Origin of the sequence: Sphingobacterium sp. LZ7M1 (assembly GCF_024296865.1) — a bacterium.
Taxonomy (GTDB): domain Bacteria; phylum Bacteroidota; class Bacteroidia; order Sphingobacteriales; family Sphingobacteriaceae; genus Sphingobacterium.
In genome coordinates this window covers 3,291,018-3,309,416 of the sequence record NZ_CP101134.1, presented here as the reverse complement: position 1 = coordinate 3,309,416, position 18,399 = coordinate 3,291,018, and the positions used below count along the sequence as shown (strand labels likewise).

Here is an 18,399-nt window from a genome sequence, read left to right as displayed (position 1 = left end):
CGAATAAACGCAAATAATGAAGAAGATATTAATCCTAAATGGGCCTAATTTGAATCTACTTGGTGTTCGAGAGAAGGGGATCTATGGAGACCAATCCTTTGAAACCTATTTTGAACAACTGAAAGATAAATATGCGGTTTTGGACCTGCATTATTTTCAGAGTAATTCTGAGGGAGCAATTATCGATAAACTCCATGAAGTTGGCTTTTCATTTGATGGGGTAATATTGAATGCCGGTGCTTATACCCATACTTCAGTAGCCATAGCAGATGCAATCGCTGCGATCAATACGCCTGTTGTGGAGGTTCATATCTCCAATGTTCACCAACGTGAGAAATTCAGACATCATTCTTACCTGTCCAAAAATTGCAAAGGTGTAATATTAGGCTTCGGATTGGATAGTTATCGATTGGGATTAGAAAGCTTTTTGAACGGATAAGTTCATGAACATAAAACAAATAGCGGGGAACCATAAGTTCCCCGCTATTTGTTTTATGTTATTTTTTTGATTAAGATTCTGTTGTTGGAACCCTTTTTTTGACGATAAGGTGTAGTATCAGGGACAAAATTCCTCCAGAGCACATCACCATTAGCATCGGCCATGCCGTTCCATTATGGAAGAAGCTGACCAAGGCTGAAGCAAAGGCTCCAATGGCCATCTGGATACAGCCCAATAGGGCAGATGCACTGCCGGCTAGGCTTTTAAAAGGTGTCAAAGCTACTGCTGAGGTATTCGGGAAAATAAAACCATGACCGAAAAGGAAGCAAAAAATTAAGATCAATAATACCGGAAAACTCAGGCTATTGGTCATTAATGCTATTATCATCAGTATTCCTATGAAGGCCTGCCAAGTATTCGCCATCCGGCTAATGTATTCGCTACTGTGTTTTTTCAAGAAGTAACGGTTCAATTGGGTTGCAATGACCATCGCAGATGCTATAAAGGCAAAGGCTATCCCGTATTCTGCTTTTGTTAGCCCAAAGAATTGCTGCATCACAAAGGAGGAACCCGCTAAATAGGCATAAGTTCCGGCCGAAGCAATAGAGCCGATCAGACAATAGGAAATAAAGACCTTATTGGAAAGGACCTGCCAGAAGTTTCCCAAGATAGATTTTGGCGCTAAGGACAAACTTCGGTTTCCAGCAAAGCTTTCAGGCAACAAGAAAGCCGTAGCAACCAAAATAAATAAGGATAGCACAGCCAAGAATAAAAAGATATAATGCCAGTCAAAATGGGCCAGCATAAAGGCGCCGATGCTCGGGGCAAGGATAGGCGAGACCCCAATGACCAACATCAATAAACTGAAGACCTTGGCTGCCTCACGATTGCTGTAATAATCGGTGACCATAGCTCTTGCGCCAACCATGCCACCACAGCTTCCCAAAGCTTGTAGGAATCGAAGAATAATGAGATGATTGATGTCCTTGGTCAAGATACACAGAAGGGAAGCAAAGAAATATATAGCTAACCCGACCAATAGCGGCTTTTTGCGGCCATATTTGTCCAATATCGGTCCGTAGATCATTTGACCGAAGGCAATGCCGATAAAATAACTGGTAAGCGTCAGTTGAACTTTATCCACGGAAGTATTGAAGTCTTCAGCTATGACATCAAAAGCAGGTAAATAAAGATCAATGGAGAAAGGTCCGATTGCAGATAGTAAACCTAAAATTAGCAGCGTGACTTTTCTGTTATTTTTTAGCGCAGATGACATTCAATAAGGATAAAAAAAGCCCTGTTCTAATGCAGGGCTATATGTTGTTAAGCTTTTTTAGTTTCTTTAGGTTTTCTGACCAACAGAAAGATTCCCAGTAAGATGAATGGAATACTTAAGATCTGCCCCATGTTCAATAACATTCCAGCTTCGAAAGCTACTTGATCGATTTTTACATATTCAATTACGAAACGTGCTCCAAAAAGAAGGATCAAGAATATTCCAAATAATTTCCCTGGTTTTGGGTCTTTGTTTTTCTGGTACATTGCCCAAAGGATAAAAAAGATAATGACGTATGCAATGGCTTCATACATTTGTGCAGGGTGACGAGGGATCTGGTCAATGTGGGTAAATGCGACCGCCCATGGCAGGTCTGTAGGATTCCCGATCATTTCTGAATTGAAGAAGTTCCCTAGACGAATAAAAGCTCCTGCAATAGGTACTACAAGGACCAAACGGTCTGTAATCCACATGAAATTAGTCTTTGTATTTCTGGAAAACAACCATAAGGCTATCAGTATACCAATGGCTCCACCATGGCTCGCCAATCCGGTAAAACCAGTTAATTCCCAACTTCCATTGATTTTCTGAAAGGGGATGAATATTTCCAGGAAATGTTCTTTGTAGTATGCCCAGTCGTAGAAGAAACAGTGACCAAGTCGAGCACCAACTAAGGTTCCAACAAAGATATAGATGGTTAATTTATCCAATAACTCTTGCGATTTTCCTTCTCTCTTAAAGATCTTGAGCATCAAGAAGTAAGATACTACAAAGGCTAACAACCAACATAGCGAATACCAGCGTACGCCAAATGATCCAATTTTAAAGATTTCTGGTTCAGGTCCCCAGGTAATAAAACTTAAAATATCTAACATATTGCAATAATGTGTCCGGTAAAGATAAGCTTTCGGATTTTATTTTTGCGAAAATTAAGGAAATACTTATTTTGCGAGAATTAATACTTCACTATGGCAAAAAAATCAGCAAAAGTAGAAGAAAGAGCATCGGTAGTGACGGATGCTTCCTTGTCTTTTTTTGAAAAATATATCAATAATCCTTCTCCAACAGGTTTTGAATGGGGGGGACAGCGAATGTGGTTGGACTATATCAAGCCCTATGTCGATGAGACCTATATTGATAACTACGGAACTGCGGTTGGGATCATAAATCCGAAAGCAGAATACAAAGTGGTAATTGAGGCTCATGCGGATGAGATCTCTTGGTTTGTGAACTATATCTCTAAAGACGGTTTGATCTATGTCATCCGTAATGGCGGTTCTGACCATCAGATCGCTCCGTCAAAACGTGTCAATATCCATACGGACAAGGGTATTGTGAAAGCGGTTTTTGGCTGGCCAGCCATCCATACCCGTTCTGGTGAAAAAGAAGAGAGCCCGAACCTGAAGAATATTTTCTTGGACTGTGGCTGTACTTCCAAAGAGGAGGTCGAAGAACTGGGCATCCACGTTGGATGTGTGATCACCTATGAGGATGAGTTCATGATCTTGAACAACCGCTATTATGTAGGTAGGGCATTGGATAACAGAGCTGGTGGGTTTATGATTGCCGAGGTTGCCAGATTGTTGAAGGAAAACAAGAAAAAACTTCCTTTTGGATTATATGTAGTCAATTCGGTTCAGGAAGAGATTGGTCTTCGCGGAGCAGAAATGATTGCCAATTATATCAAGCCAAATGTGGCGATCGTCACGGATGTTACCCATGATACCAATACACCGATGATCAATAAGATCACCCAAGGAGATCTGGCCTGTGGGAAAGGACCTGTGGTTTCTTATGCCCCTGCAGTTCAGATTAACTTGAACAGACAGTTGATCGAGGTGGCCCAAAAGAATAATATTCCAATTCAAAGACAGGCGTCATCACGATTTACGGGAACCGATACCGATGCATTTGCATATTCAAATGGAGGTGTTCCATCTGCGTTGATTTCCTTACCTTTGCGTTATATGCACACAACTGTTGAAATGGTTCACAGAGAAGATGTGGATAATGTGATCCGATTGATCTACGAAATGGTCCTCACCATCCAAAAAGATCAGGATTTCAGAACATTTAGTAAATAAAATAAATTAGAGAAGAGAACAGACATGGAAAACCCTAATCCAAATCCGGAAGGACAAGAATTAAGCATAGAACTAACCGAAGAGATTGCAGAAGGAGTGTATTCAAATCTTGCAATTATCACCCATTCTAATACAGAGTTTGTGGTGGATTTTGTTAGGATTATGCCTGGTGTGCCTAAGGCTAAAGTTAAGTCTAGGGTTATTTTGACACCTGAACATGCAAAACAATTAATGAAAGCTTTGCAGGAGAACATCAGCCGTTTTGAAGGGCAAAATGGAACAATCCAACCAAAGGATATGCCATACCCCCTTAACTTCGGAACTCCAAAAGGCGAAGCTTAAATTTATTTCATAAAGCTTTAAAATAGCTGCCATTGGCAGCTATTTTTGTTTGATGTTTCCTGAGAAGGTATAAAATCATGAAATGATTCCAGCCTGTTAAAATCAGTTTCTTGAAAATATTGCTGAATGTTTTGTTTTTTAATGTATTTTACTGAAATAAAAACCTGTTTTTAATCCTACACGGTTTCACGGAAATGGAGATTGCTCTTAAATAGCTAAGATGTTCATTACGAATGGATAGTGATTTTTAGTTAAAATTTGGAATGGGTTTTGTTTTATGGATAACTTTGCCGCTTCTGGCAATTCAATCATATTAAAATGGATATTAAAGTTAGAAACCTTAGTAAAAAAGATTATAAGGATTTAAAGAATTCTATGGAAGAAGCTTACCATGGTTTGGTAGGGGATCCATGGACCAAAGAGAATATTGTTGACCTTATCGATATTTTTCCTGAAGGACAGATCGCTGTTGAGGTGGATGGGAAAGTTGTGGCATGTGCATTATCCATTATCCTGAATTCACGCAAGACCAATATTTACGATAAATATTACAGCATCATTGATGATGGTAAGTTTGATAAACACGATACAGATGGGGATACCCTATACGGTATCGAGGTATTTGTGCATCCGGATTTCCGCTCCTTGCGATTAGGAAGAAGGTTGTATGATCAGCGAAAGGAGTTATGTGAGCAGAGGAACCTGCAAAGGATCATCGCCGGTGGACGTATTCCGAATTACCATAACTATTCGGACAGTATGACCCCAAGGACCTACATTGAAAAGGTGAAAAGAAAAGAGATCTATGATCCTACTCTGACCTTCCAGCTTTCGAATGATTTCCACGTTAAGAAGATCTTAAAGAATTACCTTCCTGAAGATGCGGAATCGATGGAGGTAGCGACCTTATTGGAGTGGAACAATATTTATTATGAACCGGACGCTCCTTCGAACTCGGCAACCAAGCAAACCATCCGTTTGGGCTTGGTGCAATGGCAGATGCGCCAGTTTAAGGATATTCAGGAATTTTATGATCAGATTGAATTCTTCGTGGATACGGTGAGTGACTACAATACCGACTTCATCATGTTCCCTGAGTTTTTCAATACGCCATTGATGAGCCCTTATAATGAGCTTCCAGAGCGTCTGGCCATGGAGAAGTTAGCGGAACATACCAAGGAGATCGTTGAGCGAACCCAGCAGTTTGCCGTTTCTTATAACGTGAATATTATTTCCGGATCTATGCCAATCATGGAGCGTGGTAAGTTGTATAACATCAGTTACCTGTGTCATCGTAACGGTAGTTTGGACCATTATAAGAAAATACATATTACACCGAATGAAATGAAGTATTATGGTTTAGTGGGCGGTTCGGAAGTGAAGGTGTTTGATACCGATTGCGGTAAAGTGGGGCTTTTGATCTGTTATGATGTTGAATTCCCGGAATTGAGCAGGATCTTGGCGGATCAAGGAATGCAGATCTTATTTGTGCCTTTTATGACAGATACACAGAATGGTTATATCCGTGTCCGTGCATGTGCACAAGCTAGGGCTATCGAAAATGAATGTTATGTAGCGATCGCAGGGTCGGTAGGTAACTTGCCTCGTGTAAACAACATGGATATTCAGTATTCACAATCTGCGGTATTCACTCCATCAGATTTTGCCTTTCCAAACAATGCAATCAAGGCAGAAGCCACGCCAAATACCGAAATGGTCCTGATCGCTGACGTTGATCTTTACGCTCTGCGTGATCTGCATGAGTATGGAACTGTCAAGATCTTGAAGGATAGAAGAAAAGACTTATATGAAGTGAAGCTTCTAAAATAGGCTATCAACATTTAAATAGCAAAGGGGCAATTTTTTGATTGCCCCTTTGCTATTTAATATTCTTAATTTCTTATAGTTCCCTGATCCAAATATTTCGGAAAGAAACTAGATCGCCATGATCTTGTAATGCAATCGGACCAGCGCCATGTGCCTGCATTTTTGGTAATCCAATGTATTCTGTCGTACCTTGGATTTCGGTGTTGTTCTGAACAACTACGCCATTATGTAGGACGGTAACCGTTCCTCTTTTGATCAAATGACCGTCCTTGTTGAATTTAGGAGCTGAATAGATCACATCATAGGTATGCCATCCACTTTCAGGTTTTCTCACTTCTGCAAGAGGAGGGCTTTGTTTGTATATACTTCCCGCTTGTCCGTTGGTGTACGTTTTGTTGTTGTCGTTATCCAATACCTGAAGTTCATATTTTCCTTGTAGGAATATGCCGGAGTTTCCACGTCCTTGACCTTCACCTTTGATGGTTTCAGGGCTTTTCCATTCGATATGTAATTGGAAATCTTCAAAGGTCTTTTTGGTATGGATACCACCAGTACCGGGCTTAACCGTTAGTACGCCATCTTTGATGGTCCATTGCGGAGCACTTTCATCTTTGTCGCTTACCCATTCCGATAGATTCTTTCCATCGAACAAGACAATGGCATCCGAAGGGGCTGCATTAGCTTTGGTATTAACGACGCGAGGAACTGGTTCATAAAATTCAGTGTCTTCAGGTTTAAACTTTGTTTGTGCGCTTGCATAGGATACTCCAGCAAGCAATGCTATTAATAAAGAATGTTTTAACATCGGTTTAAGTATTTTGTTATGGTTAATATAAGAAAAAACATTATTTTTAATAAGCAAAATCAAAAACTTTATTCATAATGGCCCAGATTACCCAAAAAATTGCACTAGAAGATGTTCGTTTTTATTCACCGATTGGTTACTATGAAGAAGAGCAGGTTTTAGGGAATGAGTTTATGGTTAGTGTTTCAGTAAGTTTCCCCTTCAAAAATCCAGACGCTGAAGAAATTGAAAATACAGTAAATTACGAAGAGCTTTATGCTATCTTGGTAGAGGTGATGAGCCCTCGCAGAAAGTTACTGGAGTCTGCAGCAGAAGATATCCTAAACAGAATTGTTGAAGAATATTCGCATATCCAACAGATCGAGATATCCATTCGAAAGATTAATCCTCCATTTGGAGGTGATGTTGCTAATTCTGTAGTATCTCTTTATTACACAAAGGATTAACTGTCTAAAAATCATGTTGAATTTTTCTTAACCGGTCATTTTGGCTGTGTTTTTTACTTGATACAGGACAAATTGTCTTGTAAATAAGTTTGTATGCCCTTGGTACGTTAGTTGATTATAGGATGTTATAAAACAGAAATTAAAGAACTAAAAAAATAAGGAGGAATTAAACATGGCATTAATAAAATTACCAGGAAAATCTTACAACACAGATGCAGTGAATCCATTTGTAAACAATGTATTTGACAATTTATTCAATGATTCTTTTTTAACAGACCGCTTGGTAACACGCGTACCTGCAGTTAACATTACGGAATCCGCAGAAGCTTTCCATATTGAAGTTGCTGCACCAGGTTTGCAGAAATCAGATTTCAAGATCAATGTGGATAAGAATGTAATCAATATCTCTGTTGAAAAACAAGAAGAAAAAGTAGAAGAGGGTAAAGTATATAGCAAAAAAGAATTTAGCTACACTTCGTTCTCCAGATCTTTCACACTACCTGAAGTAGTTGATTATTCTAATATCGATGCTGCCTATGAAAATGGAGTATTGAATATTAAGATCGGTAAAAAAGAAGAAGCAATCGTAGCAAAGAGACTAATTGAAGTGAAGTAAGTTTAATTGTGGTTAGTTGAATGAGGAGCTGTCCGTTTGGACAGCTCCTTTTTTATTGGATTGTCATACAAATGTCTTTTTAGAAAAATTAAACAAAACTACTTAACACTGTTAAGTAGTTTTGTTTTTGAAAACAATATCAAGTGGAAAAGAAAATAAAACAAAAAGAAGACCTACGTACCGTGATTTTAGAAGCAGCAAAAAAGCTGTTTGTCCAGGAAGGGTATGAGGCGACTTCAATAAGAAAGATCGCAAAGGAAATTGGATTCAGTCCTACAACGATCTATCTATACTATAAGGATAAGAATGATATCGTTTATGCCTTACATCAAGTAGGGTTCGGGATGCTTAAGGATCAGTTCCTTCCATTGATGACCGTGGAAGATCCCTTTGAACGTTTAAAAGCAGTCGGACGGATATATATTCATTTTGCTTTTACACACCCTGAATACTACCAGGTTATGTTTATGATGAAGGAGCCATTGTCTTTCTTGAATTCGCAGATAGAGGATAGTTCTTGGGTTGAGGGTGAATTGGTGATCGAATTATTAAAGAAGACCATTGTTGATTGTCAACAGGTGGGTTATTTCAAAGGTATGGATCCTGTATTTGTGACCATTCAAGCTTGGAGTTCTGTGCATGGATTGGTTTCATTACATATCACAAAGCATTTAGATTGTTTACATGAGCTGTTTGGAAAAACAGGTGATCTGGAAGACCATGTTTATTCTTCCTACCTCATCCTGGTTGGATTGATCCAAGCAACAAAATAGTTTTTTTTGAATATATAGTTAACACTGTTAATAATGAGCTTATACAAATCACTAACTAAGCTGATAATCCTTTTTACCGGAATAAGTGGAATCAGTTACGCGCAAGACCATCAATTAGAACAGTATGTACAACAGGGCCTGGATAGCAATTTGGTGTTGATCCAGAAAGACCTATCCATGAAAAAGGCAATGAATGGACTAGAGGTGGCAAGGAGCATGTACCTTCCTAATATTACTTTCGACTTGACCTATTCTCATGCAGATGGCGGCCGATCCATCGACCTTCCAATTGGCGATATGTTGAATCCAGTCTACACTACGTTGAATCAATTGACTCAAAGCAGCAATTTCCCCCAGATTGAGAATGAACAGATAACCTTCCTTCCAAAGAACTATTACGATGCCAAGGTGAGGACATCCGTGCCAATCATCAATACTGATATCAAACACAATAAGGTCGTCCGTGAAAAAATGGTCGAGCTGAGCAAGACCGAAACAGAAACCTACAAAAGGGAATTAGTTAAGGATATTAAAATAGCCTATTTCAATTATTTAAGTGCGGTCCAAGCCAAAGAAATTTATTTGAACGCTTTGACTTTAGCCAAAGAGGGCAGGCGGGTGAACGAAAAATTACTGGAAGCAGGAAAAGGACTGCCAGCATACGTGATCAGGTCAGATGCCGAAATCGCGCAACAGGAATCAAAAATCGCAGAAGCAGAACAGCAGATCAAGAATGCCAAGTATTATTTCAATTCACTATTGAACCGAGATGCGAATGCAGAAATCTATTTTGATCCTGCACAAAACAGGACCAATGATCTCCATGCAACCGAACTATCGGTAAATATCGATGGACGTGAAGAATTGAAGTCGCTTGAAGGCAATATTTCCATCCAAGAGTCTTTGGTAGAGATGAGCAAGCAAGCCTTTGTTCCAAAGCTCAGTGCCTTTTTGGATTTAGGATCACAGGCTGAGGGTTTGCGCGTAAGCCGTCAATCGCAATATTTCATGGTGGGTGCTCAATTGAGTTTCCCCATATTTCAGGGAAACAGAAACCGACTGAAGATCCAGGAAAACCAGATTGCTGTCGCCGAAGCTCAAAACAAATTGGATCAAGCCAAACAGCAATTGGAACTTTCCGCTGAGGTAGCAAAAAATGAATTGATAGCTATGCAAAAGAACTACGAAAGTTCAAAAATCCAGATGGAAGCAGCTTCAACCTATCAGCGGTTGATATTAAGAGGCTTCAATGAAGGTGTCAACACCTATATCGAAACCATCGACGCCAGGTCACAGTACACCAATTCGCAAATGGCTAATAATATTGCAGCCTTCAAATTATTGTCTGCCATAGCAAAATTAGAACGAGAAAACGCATCATACCAACTAAAATAAGACCCATGAAATTAGGATATACAACCCTATTGTTTGCAGGAATAGCAATCTCTATTTCTAGCTGTAAACAAGCCGAACGAAAATCAGAAATATCCGTACAGGATACCATTCCCGTTAAATTGATGCCTATCAATATTGGTGCAGGAGATTCTGGAATAGAGGCAACAGGCGTCTTTACCACAGATGATGAAACTGTATTAAGCTTTAAGAATGGCGGTGTAATTTCTAAGATCACGGTCAAAGAAGGCGATGCGGTCCGCAAGGGTCAGCTTTTAGCTTCTGTACTCAGTTCTGAGGTAGATGCAAAAGCTGGACAAGCTAAACTTGCTGTTGAAAAGGCTAGAAGGGATTTCGAGCGTGCAAGTAAGCTGTACCGGGACAGTGTAGCCACGCTGGAGCAAATGCAGAATGCAAAAACAGCGCTTGATGTTGCCCAGCAAGATCTGAAGTCTGTAAGTTTCAATCAACAATATTCCAATATATTTTCTCCGGTTTCTGGATTTGTGCTCGCGAAAATGGCCAATGAAGGTCAAGTTGTAGGTCCTGGAACACCGATCCTACAAGTCAATGGTGCAAGCAATGCCGATTGGAAGCTCAAGGTTGGTGTTGGAGACCAGCAATGGAGCCAGATCAAGGTTGGTGACCCGGCCAAGATCAGCACAGATGCTATGCCTACCGATACTTTGGATGCAGTGGTTTCTAAGAAGTCGGAAGGATTGGATCCGCAGACAGGTACATTTACCATCTTTTTGGAACTAAAGGAAAAACCTAGCTATAAACTGGCTACAGGGATTTTTGGAAAATCCATTATCATGAATTCTGGAATGAAAGCAGGCAACCAATGGCGCATCCCATTCTCCGCCTTGCTGGACGGAAATGGGCGTGAAGGCTATGTTTTCATCACAGAAGATGGCAAAACGGCTAAAAAGCAAAAGATCAAGGTCGCCAAAATTGAAAATGATGATGTACTTGTTGCAGCTGGTCTCGAGCAAGCGCAATCCATCATTGTTTCCGGAAGCCCGTATTTGGTCGATGGATCAGCAATTGTTGTTAAAAAATAATACCTAACACCCGAAATCATGAGCTTAATTAAATACCCAATTAAGAACTACCAATTTACCATGATCATGGTATTGATGATTCTGGTGGTTGCTATTACATCCATGTTGACCATGCCAAGGGCAGAAGATCCTGATATGAAGGGGGTCACTTTCCCAGTTTTGGTGGTGCATCCTGGAACCAGCCCAAAGGATATGGAACAATTGGTGGTGAAACCATTGGAAGCCAGGTTCTATGCCTTGGACCATATCAAAACCATTAAAACCACCATCAATAACAGCGTAGCATTTTTCTTGGTGGAATTCGATTATGGAGAAGATTACGATGATAAATACCAAGAATTAGTACGTGAATTGAATGCTGCCAACTCGGAGCTACCCGATAATATATACAGCATGGAGGTCCTCAAGATCGACCCAACCAATGTCAGTGTTATCCAAGCGGCTCTGATCTCTGAGAATGCTTCAGCAAGCAGCATGAAGAAATATAGCGACAAACTGAAGGAGGAGCTTGAAAAAGTGAAAGCTTTAAAATCAGTTGAGATTTCAGGTCTTCCTGACCAACAGGTCCGTATCGACCTGAACCAGGCCAAGCTTGCGGAATTAAATATCCCGATGAGCAGGATTATCCAAGCGGTCCAAAGTGAAAATCAAAACATCCCTGCAGGAAGTATCAATGCCGGAAGCCAGTCTTTTAGCGTCAAGAGTTCAGGAAATTATCAGAGCATCAGCGATATACAGCATACCATCATTTCGAGTGCCCAAGGGCGCAATATTCTATTGAAGGATGTGGCGGATGTCTATCCTACATTTGGTATAAATAACCATATGACCCGTTTGAATGGTTATAAATGCATCCTTATCAATGCTGCCCAGAAGGAAGGGATGAATATTTCCGATACGCAAGAAGAGTATAAAAAGATCTTGGAAGAATTTAAGGCAGGATTGCCAGACAATATAGACTTGGTGCTCAATTTTGATCAGGCAGAAAATGTAAACAATCGCCTAGGAGGGCTGGCCATTGATTTTGGAATAGCTATTTTCTTGGTACTCTTCACCTTATTGCCTTTGGGAACCCGGGCATCCCTGGTGGTTATGATCGCCATCCCCTTATCCCTTGGAATTGGACTTATCGCAATGAATTCCTTTGGTTATTCATTGAATCAGTTAAGTATAGTTGGCTTTGTGGTGGCATTGGGCTTAGTGGTTGATGATAGTATCGTTGTTGTGGAAAATATCGAACGCTGGATGCGTGAAGGATATAGCAAGATGGAAGCCGCTATAAAAGGAACAGAACAGATAGCATTAGCGGTATTGGGCTGTACGGTCACCTTGGTGATTGCCTTTATGCCGCTGGTATTTATGCCTGAAATGGCGGGTGAATTCATCCGCAGTATGCCAATTGCGGTTATTTCTTCCGTGATTGGATCCATGTTTATTGCCATATTGGTTGTTCCTTTTCTTTCCAGTAAGATCCTGAAGCCGCATGAAGAAGAAGGTGGAAATGCCATCCTTCGAGGCATGCAGAAAATTATCCATAAATCATATGGCGTTTTCTTGGACAAAGCCTTGAAGCATCCTGGTCGCACCGCCATTATTGCCTTGGCTATTTTCTTGGGCTCATTGGCCCTGATACCTATCGTAGGTTTCAGTTTATTCCCAGCTTCGGAGAAACCGCAGTTCATGGTCCACATCAAGACCGCCTTGCAATCGAATATACAGACAACCGATAGCATCACAAAGGCCATTGAGCATGATCTAAAACAGATTCCTGAAGTAAAGTATTATACCTCAAACATCGGAAAAGGAAACCCCAGGGTCTATTATAATATGCAACAGGCTCGGGAAGACGTTTCTTATGCGGATATCTTTGTACAGCTTCACGGTGACGTGAATTCAAAGGAAAAGGTCGCCTTAATTGAAGAATTGAGAGCCAAATGGACGCCCTATCTTGGTGCAAAAGTAGAAGTGCGAGATTTCGAACAGGGCGTTCCGATCATTTCACCAGTAGAAGTCAGGGTATTTGGCGAGAACCTCGATACCCTTCAGGCCTTATCCTATAAAGTAGAGGAGCTGTTGAAAAATACAGAAGGTTCGGAGTATGTCAATAACCCTATAAAAAACAATAAAACGGACATCAAGGTCAACATCAATCGCGAGAAAGCCATGGCCCTTGGTGTGCCGACCTCATCTATTGACCAAACTATCCGAGTAGCCTTGTCAGGATATAGCGTAGGTACCTATTCAGACCCGAATTCCGATGATAATGACTATGATATCATGGTCAGTGTCCCGCGAGATGGCGAAGCAACCATAGAAACCTTAGAAGGTATCTTTATCGACAATGTTGCAGGTACTTCCATTCCATTGACCCAATTGGCTACACTCGAGTTTGAAGAGTCGCCTTCCAATATCTATCACCAGAATAAGATCAGGACCGTTGCGGTCAATTCCTTTGTGAAAAAGGGATATGGAAACGATGAGGTTATCAATTCGGTAATCGAGCAGATGGATAAATTCCCTTTCCCTACCGGTTATTTCTATGAGATGGGCGGCGAGGTGGAAAGCCGTGAGATGGCATTTGGAGGTTTTGGAACCATTATTCTGATTACCATTTTTATGTTTATCGCGGTGCTGATCTTGGAATTCAAGACCTTCAAGAGTACATTGATTGTATTGTCTGTAATTCCTTTAGGTGTTGTTGGAGCTGTGCTGGCCTTGCTCGTAACTGGAAATACTCTGTCCTTTGTGGCCACCATTGGTATTGTTGCCCTTGCAGGTATTGAAGTCAAGAATACCATCCTTTTGGTGGACTTCACCAACCAGTTGAGAAGGGAAGGGATGGCGCTGAATGAAGCCATTGAAAAAGCAGGCGAGATTCGGTTCCTGCCGATCATCCTGACAACATTAACTGCCATTGGTGGATTATTGCCGATCGCTTGGTCGTCCAATCCCCTGATTTCGCCATTGGCAACGGTGATGATCGGTGGATTGATCAGTTCGACCTTATTGTCAAGGATAGTAACTCCGGTAATCTATAAATTGATTCCGCCAAAGATAGAAGTAGAAGAACAAAAAGAACAACATTCATAAAAACCGAAAGGCTGGCCAATATCTAATATCGACCAGCCTTTACTTTTGCTAATTGTAATTTAGTTATTCGATTTATATCGATGGTATTCTTCTTTCAGTTCTTCATATCTTCTTTTCCAATCCTCTGGAGTTCTTTCCGAAATGTTTTTCAGTTTTTTCAATTGAAAGGATAGGATACAGGAAGCCAATCCGGCAGAGATTATAGCCATACCTGTCCAGATGACGATGGTCAGTCCTGCAAATACAGGATTCCACAACAGGATAAAGCTGAAAATCATACCTAGTACGGAAAAAAATAAGATCCATCCCCAATTCTTGATCCCATATTGTTTTAGGTCCAAAGCAAATGAAAGGTATTGAACCGATTTAAACATCACAAAGAATCCGATTACAAAGGGTAATGTTGCCAATGATATGGCAGGATTGCTCAACAATAACAACCCGAATAAGGTGTTCAGGATCCCACCTGCTAAATACCAACCCCAGCCTTCGATTTCATTCTTGTTGTTTAAGGCGAATATGATTTCCATCACCCCAGAAAATAAAAATGAAATACTAAAAACGAACGATAGGGCCAGATAAGAAGTCAAAGGGGTGGCTAGTACGTAAAAACCTAAAATAACAAGTAGGATACCCACGATCAACGGCAGATACCATTGTTTTACGGCTGTTCTAATGGTTTTAAGAAAGTTTTCCATGATTTATGAGTTATGTAGCATGATATCTAGATTATATGTTATAACCTAATACAACTCAAATTTCATTAAGTTTTCTATAATTATAAACATTAATGACGAATGTCATTTATTAGCTAAAGTTAACCAAAAAGAAGGTTAATGAATTTTCTTTACAAACAAATATTAGTTGTAGCTGTTTATGTTTAAAAGGAGTAAACATGAAAAAACTATTGATATTAGGATCGGCCTTATTAATGTTGGCCTGCAATAACCAGAATAAACAGAACAATAACAATGCGGACAGTGCGGTTTCGGATGGTTCCACCCAAGGTCCCATTCCGGCAAATAATCCAGCGGATGTTTTGCCGCATGCTGCAAAAAAGTTTATAGAAGACCATTTCCCGAATGCAACAATCCAACATGTTGAAAATAAACAAAGCCCAGTGACGGATGGGACTGTTTTCGATGTGGACCTTTCTGATAATACGGAAATTGATTTTGATAAAGATGGCGAATGGAGAGAAATCAGTACCAAAGGGGATGTAGTTGTACCGATGGCGGTATTACCTTCTTCGGTTCAGGAATATATCAATGCCAATTATGCCGGTCAGACCATTCAATCAATCGATAAGGATATCGATGTGATGGCTGTAGAACTGAAAAATGATACTGATCTAGTATTTGACCTCGATGGAAAATTCCTGAGAGTCGATAAATAGAAGTTTTAGTCTAATAATAAAGCCCCCGTACAAGTTGTGCGAGGGCTTCTTTTTTATTTTTCAGGTATTAACCTAAGCTCTGTAAGCTTTCTTCTAATATCTGGATCTTGGCTTCTGCATCCGCCTTTTTATTCTTCTCGTTTTCTACGATTTCAGGTTTTGCATTTTGCACAAATCTCTCATTTGATAACTTCTTGTCAACAGAGATCAAGAATCCTTTCAGGTATTCAATCTCTTTGCTGATTCTTTCCTTTTCCGCATCAACATCGATGTTGTTTTCCAGGGCAACATAACATTCGTCCTTTCCAGCAAGGAAACTTACCGCTCCACTTACTTTTTCTTTTACAAAGGATAAGTCTTCAATGTTCGCCAGCTTCTTGATGCTATCTTGGTATTGACTGTAATCAATATTCGTTGCATTGATAGCTAAAGGAAGAGCAATCTTTGGAGACAGACCTTTAGAATTTCTGATATTACGTACCTCAGAGATGATCTGTTGAACGATAGCAAATTCTTTGATGATGTTCTCATCGAATGCCTCAACCTTAGGGAAATCAGCTACAATGATGCAGTCTTCGGTGCTGCGGGTTCCAAAAATCTCATCATGCCATAACTCTTCCGTAATGAAAGGCATAAATGGATGAGCTAACTTCAGTACCTTTCGGAATAGACCTTTAACAGTTTCATAGGTTTCTTTTTCAATTGGCGCTTGGTATGCTGGTTTTACCAGTTCAAGGTACCATGAACAGAAATCATCCCAGATTAATTTATAGGTTGCCATTAAGGCATCTGAAAGCCTGTAATTGGCAAAATGCTCTTCAATTTCAACCAAGGCTTGGTTAAAACGGGATTCAAACCATTTTGCAGACATTTTTTGCGACGCTGTAGCCTCTTGCTCTACTACTTCCCAACCTTTAACCAAACGGAATGCATTCCAGATCTTATTGGCGAAGTTTCTTCCCTGTTCACAGTATGAAACATCAAACATCAGGTCATTTCCAGCAGGAGAGGATAGAAGCATCCCCACGCGAACTCCATCTGTACCATATTGCTCCATCAATTCAATCGGATCAGGAGAGTTTCCTAATGATTTGGACATCTTGCGACCCAATTTATCCCTAACGATACCTGTCAGATATACATTGCGGAATGGAGGTTTCTGTGTATAGTCATGACCCATGATAATCATACGGGCAACCCAGAAAAACAAGATTTCTGGTGCTGTCACTAGATCATTTGTAGGGTAATAATATTGGAAGTCTGGGTTCTCTGGATTCCTTACACCATCAAAAACCGACATTGGCCATAGACCCGATGAAAACCATGTATCCAATACATCATCTTCCTGACGGATACCTGATGCGGATTTTCCGGTATTTTCAAATTCTGCAATGGCTTCGGCCTCAGTTTTCGCAATTACCCACTCATTCTTCTCGTTGTACCATGCTGGAATCCGTTGTCCCCACCATAATTGACGGGAAATACACCAATCCTTCACATTTTCCATCCAATGCTTATAGGAAGCAAAGAACTTTTCAGGAATCAGCTTAATGGTGCCATCTTCCACATATTCCAATGCTGGTTTCGCAAGTTTGTCCATCTTTAAGAACCATTGCATCGATAGCTTTGGCTCAATGGCAGCGTTAGTACGTTCCGAGAAACCTACTTGCGATTTATAGTCCTCGATCTTCTCGATCTGGCCTGCTTCTTCTAGTAATGTTGCTACCTTCTTACGGGCAATAAAACGATCCTCACCAACCAAGATCTGTGCTTTCTCATTTAAAGTACCGTTATCATTCAAGATATCAATAACCTCTAAATTATGCTTTTGACCCAATTCATAGTCATTCAGATCATGGGCAGGTGTTACCTTCAGACAACCTGTACCAAATTCCATCTCCACGTATTCATCTTGGATGATCGGGATTTCACGGTTGATCAATGGAACCAATACCGTTTTGCCTTGAAGATGTTTATAGCGTTCATCCAAAGGATTGATACAGATTGCTGTATCAGCCATGATAGTCTCCGGACGTGTCGTAGCAATGATCACATATTCATCCGAATCTTTGATCTTATAGCGTACGTAGTATAACTTTTGATTGACTTCTTTGCGGATAACCTCTTCATCAGAAAGAGCTGTTTTACCTTCTGGATCCCAGTTTACCATGCGGATGCCGCGATAGATATAACCTTCTTTATAAAATTTGATGAATGTATCGATCACCGCTTCAGAAAGGTCAGGGTCCATGGTGAACTTGGTTCTTTCCCAGTCACATGAAGCTCCTAGTTTTTCCAATTGCTTCAAGATAATACCACCGTATTTTTCCTTCCATTCCCATGCGTATTTCAAGAATTCATCACGGCTGATGGAAGTTTTCTCGATGCCTTTTTCTTTTAACATAGCAACGACTTTCGCCTCGGTAGCAATGGATGCATGATCTGTTCCCGGAACCCAACATGCATTTTTGCCCTGCATACGTGCACGACGAATCAACACATCTTGAATGGTGTTGTTCAACATATGGCCCATATGTAAGACCCCAGTGACGTTTGGAGGTGGCATGACAATGGTATATGGTTCGCGCTCATCTGGTACCGAACGGAAAAATCCATTTGACATCCAGTAGGAATACCACTTCTCTTCAGCTTCTTTTGGATTGTACGTTTTTGCTATGCTCATTATATTCTTAATGTTCTAAAAGGTTACAAAAATACGCATTTAATGCCTTATTTCCCACTTGCTAACCGTAAATAAATCCGCTGTATTTACTAAATGAAAAATTAATGTTAATTAACTGTTACTATCTGTAATTAAATGTAAATTTGGCGATTGAATTTTTTATGAC

At 40.3% G+C, this 18,399-nt stretch carries 16 protein-coding genes; 11 read left to right on the top strand and 5 right to left on the bottom strand.

What is annotated here, in order from left to right; all coding sequences use genetic code 11:
• Positions 1 to 16: 16 nt before the first annotated feature.
• Positions 17 to 439, top strand: a complete 423-nt coding sequence (aroQ, locus tag NMK93_RS14295; protein WP_254528025.1) for a type II 3-dehydroquinate dehydratase — start codon at positions 17 to 19, stop codon at positions 437 to 439.
• Between the two features lie 70 nt (positions 440 to 509).
• On the opposite strand, the gene NMK93_RS14290 is transcribed toward aroQ, so the two are convergent.
• Together NMK93_RS14290 and lgt are read right to left on the bottom strand one after the other, a co-directional pair.
• Positions 510 to 1,715, bottom strand: a complete 1,206-nt coding sequence (locus tag NMK93_RS14290) for a multidrug effflux MFS transporter (protein ID WP_254528023.1) — start codon at positions 1,713 to 1,715, stop codon at positions 510 to 512.
• Positions 1,716 to 1,762: 47 nt separating this feature from the next.
• Positions 1,763 to 2,590, bottom strand: coding sequence for a prolipoprotein diacylglyceryl transferase (gene lgt / locus NMK93_RS14285; RefSeq protein ID WP_185214168.1), 828 nt, complete (start codon positions 2,588 to 2,590; stop codon positions 1,763 to 1,765).
• Positions 2,591 to 2,683: 93 nt separating this feature from the next.
• Here lgt and NMK93_RS14280 point away from each other — a divergent pair, with 93 nt between their 5' ends.
• From NMK93_RS14280 to NMK93_RS14270, 3 genes are all read left to right on the top strand, one after another.
• Entirely contained in the window at positions 2,684 to 3,799 is a 1,116-nt protein-coding gene (locus NMK93_RS14280) for a M42 family metallopeptidase (RefSeq protein ID WP_185214169.1), read from the top strand.
• A gap of 24 nt (positions 3,800 to 3,823) precedes the next feature.
• On the top strand, positions 3,824 to 4,141 hold the full coding sequence (locus tag NMK93_RS14275) for a DUF3467 domain-containing protein (RefSeq protein WP_185214170.1): 318 nt from the start codon (positions 3,824 to 3,826) through the stop codon (positions 4,139 to 4,141).
• A gap of 318 nt (positions 4,142 to 4,459) precedes the next feature.
• A complete protein-coding gene (locus NMK93_RS14270) occupies positions 4,460 to 5,971 on the top strand; it encodes a carbon-nitrogen hydrolase family protein (RefSeq protein WP_254528021.1) in 1,512 nt (503 codons plus the stop codon).
• Between the two features lie 70 nt (positions 5,972 to 6,041).
• Here NMK93_RS14270 and NMK93_RS14265 read toward each other — a convergent pair whose 3' ends face one another.
• Positions 6,042 to 6,773, bottom strand: a complete 732-nt coding sequence (locus NMK93_RS14265) for a DUF1080 domain-containing protein (RefSeq protein ID WP_254528019.1) — start codon at positions 6,771 to 6,773, stop codon at positions 6,042 to 6,044.
• Positions 6,774 to 6,850: 77 nt separating this feature from the next.
• Here NMK93_RS14265 and folB point away from each other — a divergent pair, with 77 nt between their 5' ends.
• The 6 genes from folB (at position 6,851) to NMK93_RS14235 (ending at position 14,154) form a co-directional block, all read left to right on the top strand.
• A complete protein-coding gene (gene folB, locus NMK93_RS14260; protein ID WP_185214173.1) occupies positions 6,851 to 7,219 on the top strand; it encodes a dihydroneopterin aldolase in 369 nt (122 codons plus the stop codon).
• Positions 7,220 to 7,391: 172 nt separating this feature from the next.
• On the top strand, positions 7,392 to 7,835 hold the full coding sequence (locus NMK93_RS14255; RefSeq protein WP_185214174.1) for an Hsp20/alpha crystallin family protein: 444 nt from the start codon (positions 7,392 to 7,394) through the stop codon (positions 7,833 to 7,835).
• Positions 7,836 to 7,978: 143 nt separating this feature from the next.
• Positions 7,979 to 8,608: a TetR/AcrR family transcriptional regulator gene (locus NMK93_RS14250; protein ID WP_185214175.1), complete on the top strand. Its 630-nt coding sequence runs from the start codon at positions 7,979 to 7,981 to the stop codon at positions 8,606 to 8,608.
• Between the two features lie 33 nt (positions 8,609 to 8,641).
• Positions 8,642 to 10,003: a TolC family protein gene (locus tag NMK93_RS14245; protein ID WP_254528017.1), complete on the top strand. Its 1,362-nt coding sequence runs from the start codon at positions 8,642 to 8,644 to the stop codon at positions 10,001 to 10,003.
• A gap of 5 nt (positions 10,004 to 10,008) precedes the next feature.
• Positions 10,009 to 11,064 (top strand): efflux RND transporter periplasmic adaptor subunit, encoded by a 1,056-nt coding sequence (locus NMK93_RS14240; protein WP_254528014.1) that lies wholly within the window; start codon positions 10,009 to 10,011, stop codon positions 11,062 to 11,064.
• 18 nt (positions 11,065 to 11,082) lie between these two features.
• Positions 11,083 to 14,154 carry an efflux RND transporter permease subunit gene (locus NMK93_RS14235; protein WP_254528012.1) on the top strand — a complete coding sequence of 1,024 codons (3,072 nt, stop codon included), beginning with the start codon at positions 11,083 to 11,085 and terminating at the stop codon, positions 14,152 to 14,154.
• 59 nt (positions 14,155 to 14,213) lie between these two features.
• Here NMK93_RS14235 and NMK93_RS14230 read toward each other — a convergent pair whose 3' ends face one another.
• Positions 14,214 to 14,852 (bottom strand): HdeD family acid-resistance protein, encoded by a 639-nt coding sequence (locus tag NMK93_RS14230; RefSeq protein WP_185214179.1) that lies wholly within the window; start codon positions 14,850 to 14,852, stop codon positions 14,214 to 14,216.
• Positions 14,853 to 15,049: 197 nt separating this feature from the next.
• Between NMK93_RS14230 and NMK93_RS14225 the strand changes: the two genes are divergently transcribed.
• Entirely contained in the window at positions 15,050 to 15,550 is a 501-nt protein-coding gene (locus NMK93_RS14225) for a PepSY-like domain-containing protein (protein ID WP_185214180.1), read from the top strand.
• A gap of 67 nt (positions 15,551 to 15,617) precedes the next feature.
• On the opposite strand, the gene NMK93_RS14220 is transcribed toward NMK93_RS14225, so the two are convergent.
• Positions 15,618 to 18,233 (bottom strand): valine--tRNA ligase, encoded by a 2,616-nt coding sequence (locus tag NMK93_RS14220; protein WP_254528011.1) that lies wholly within the window; start codon positions 18,231 to 18,233, stop codon positions 15,618 to 15,620.
• Positions 18,234 to 18,399 lie beyond the last annotated feature (166 nt).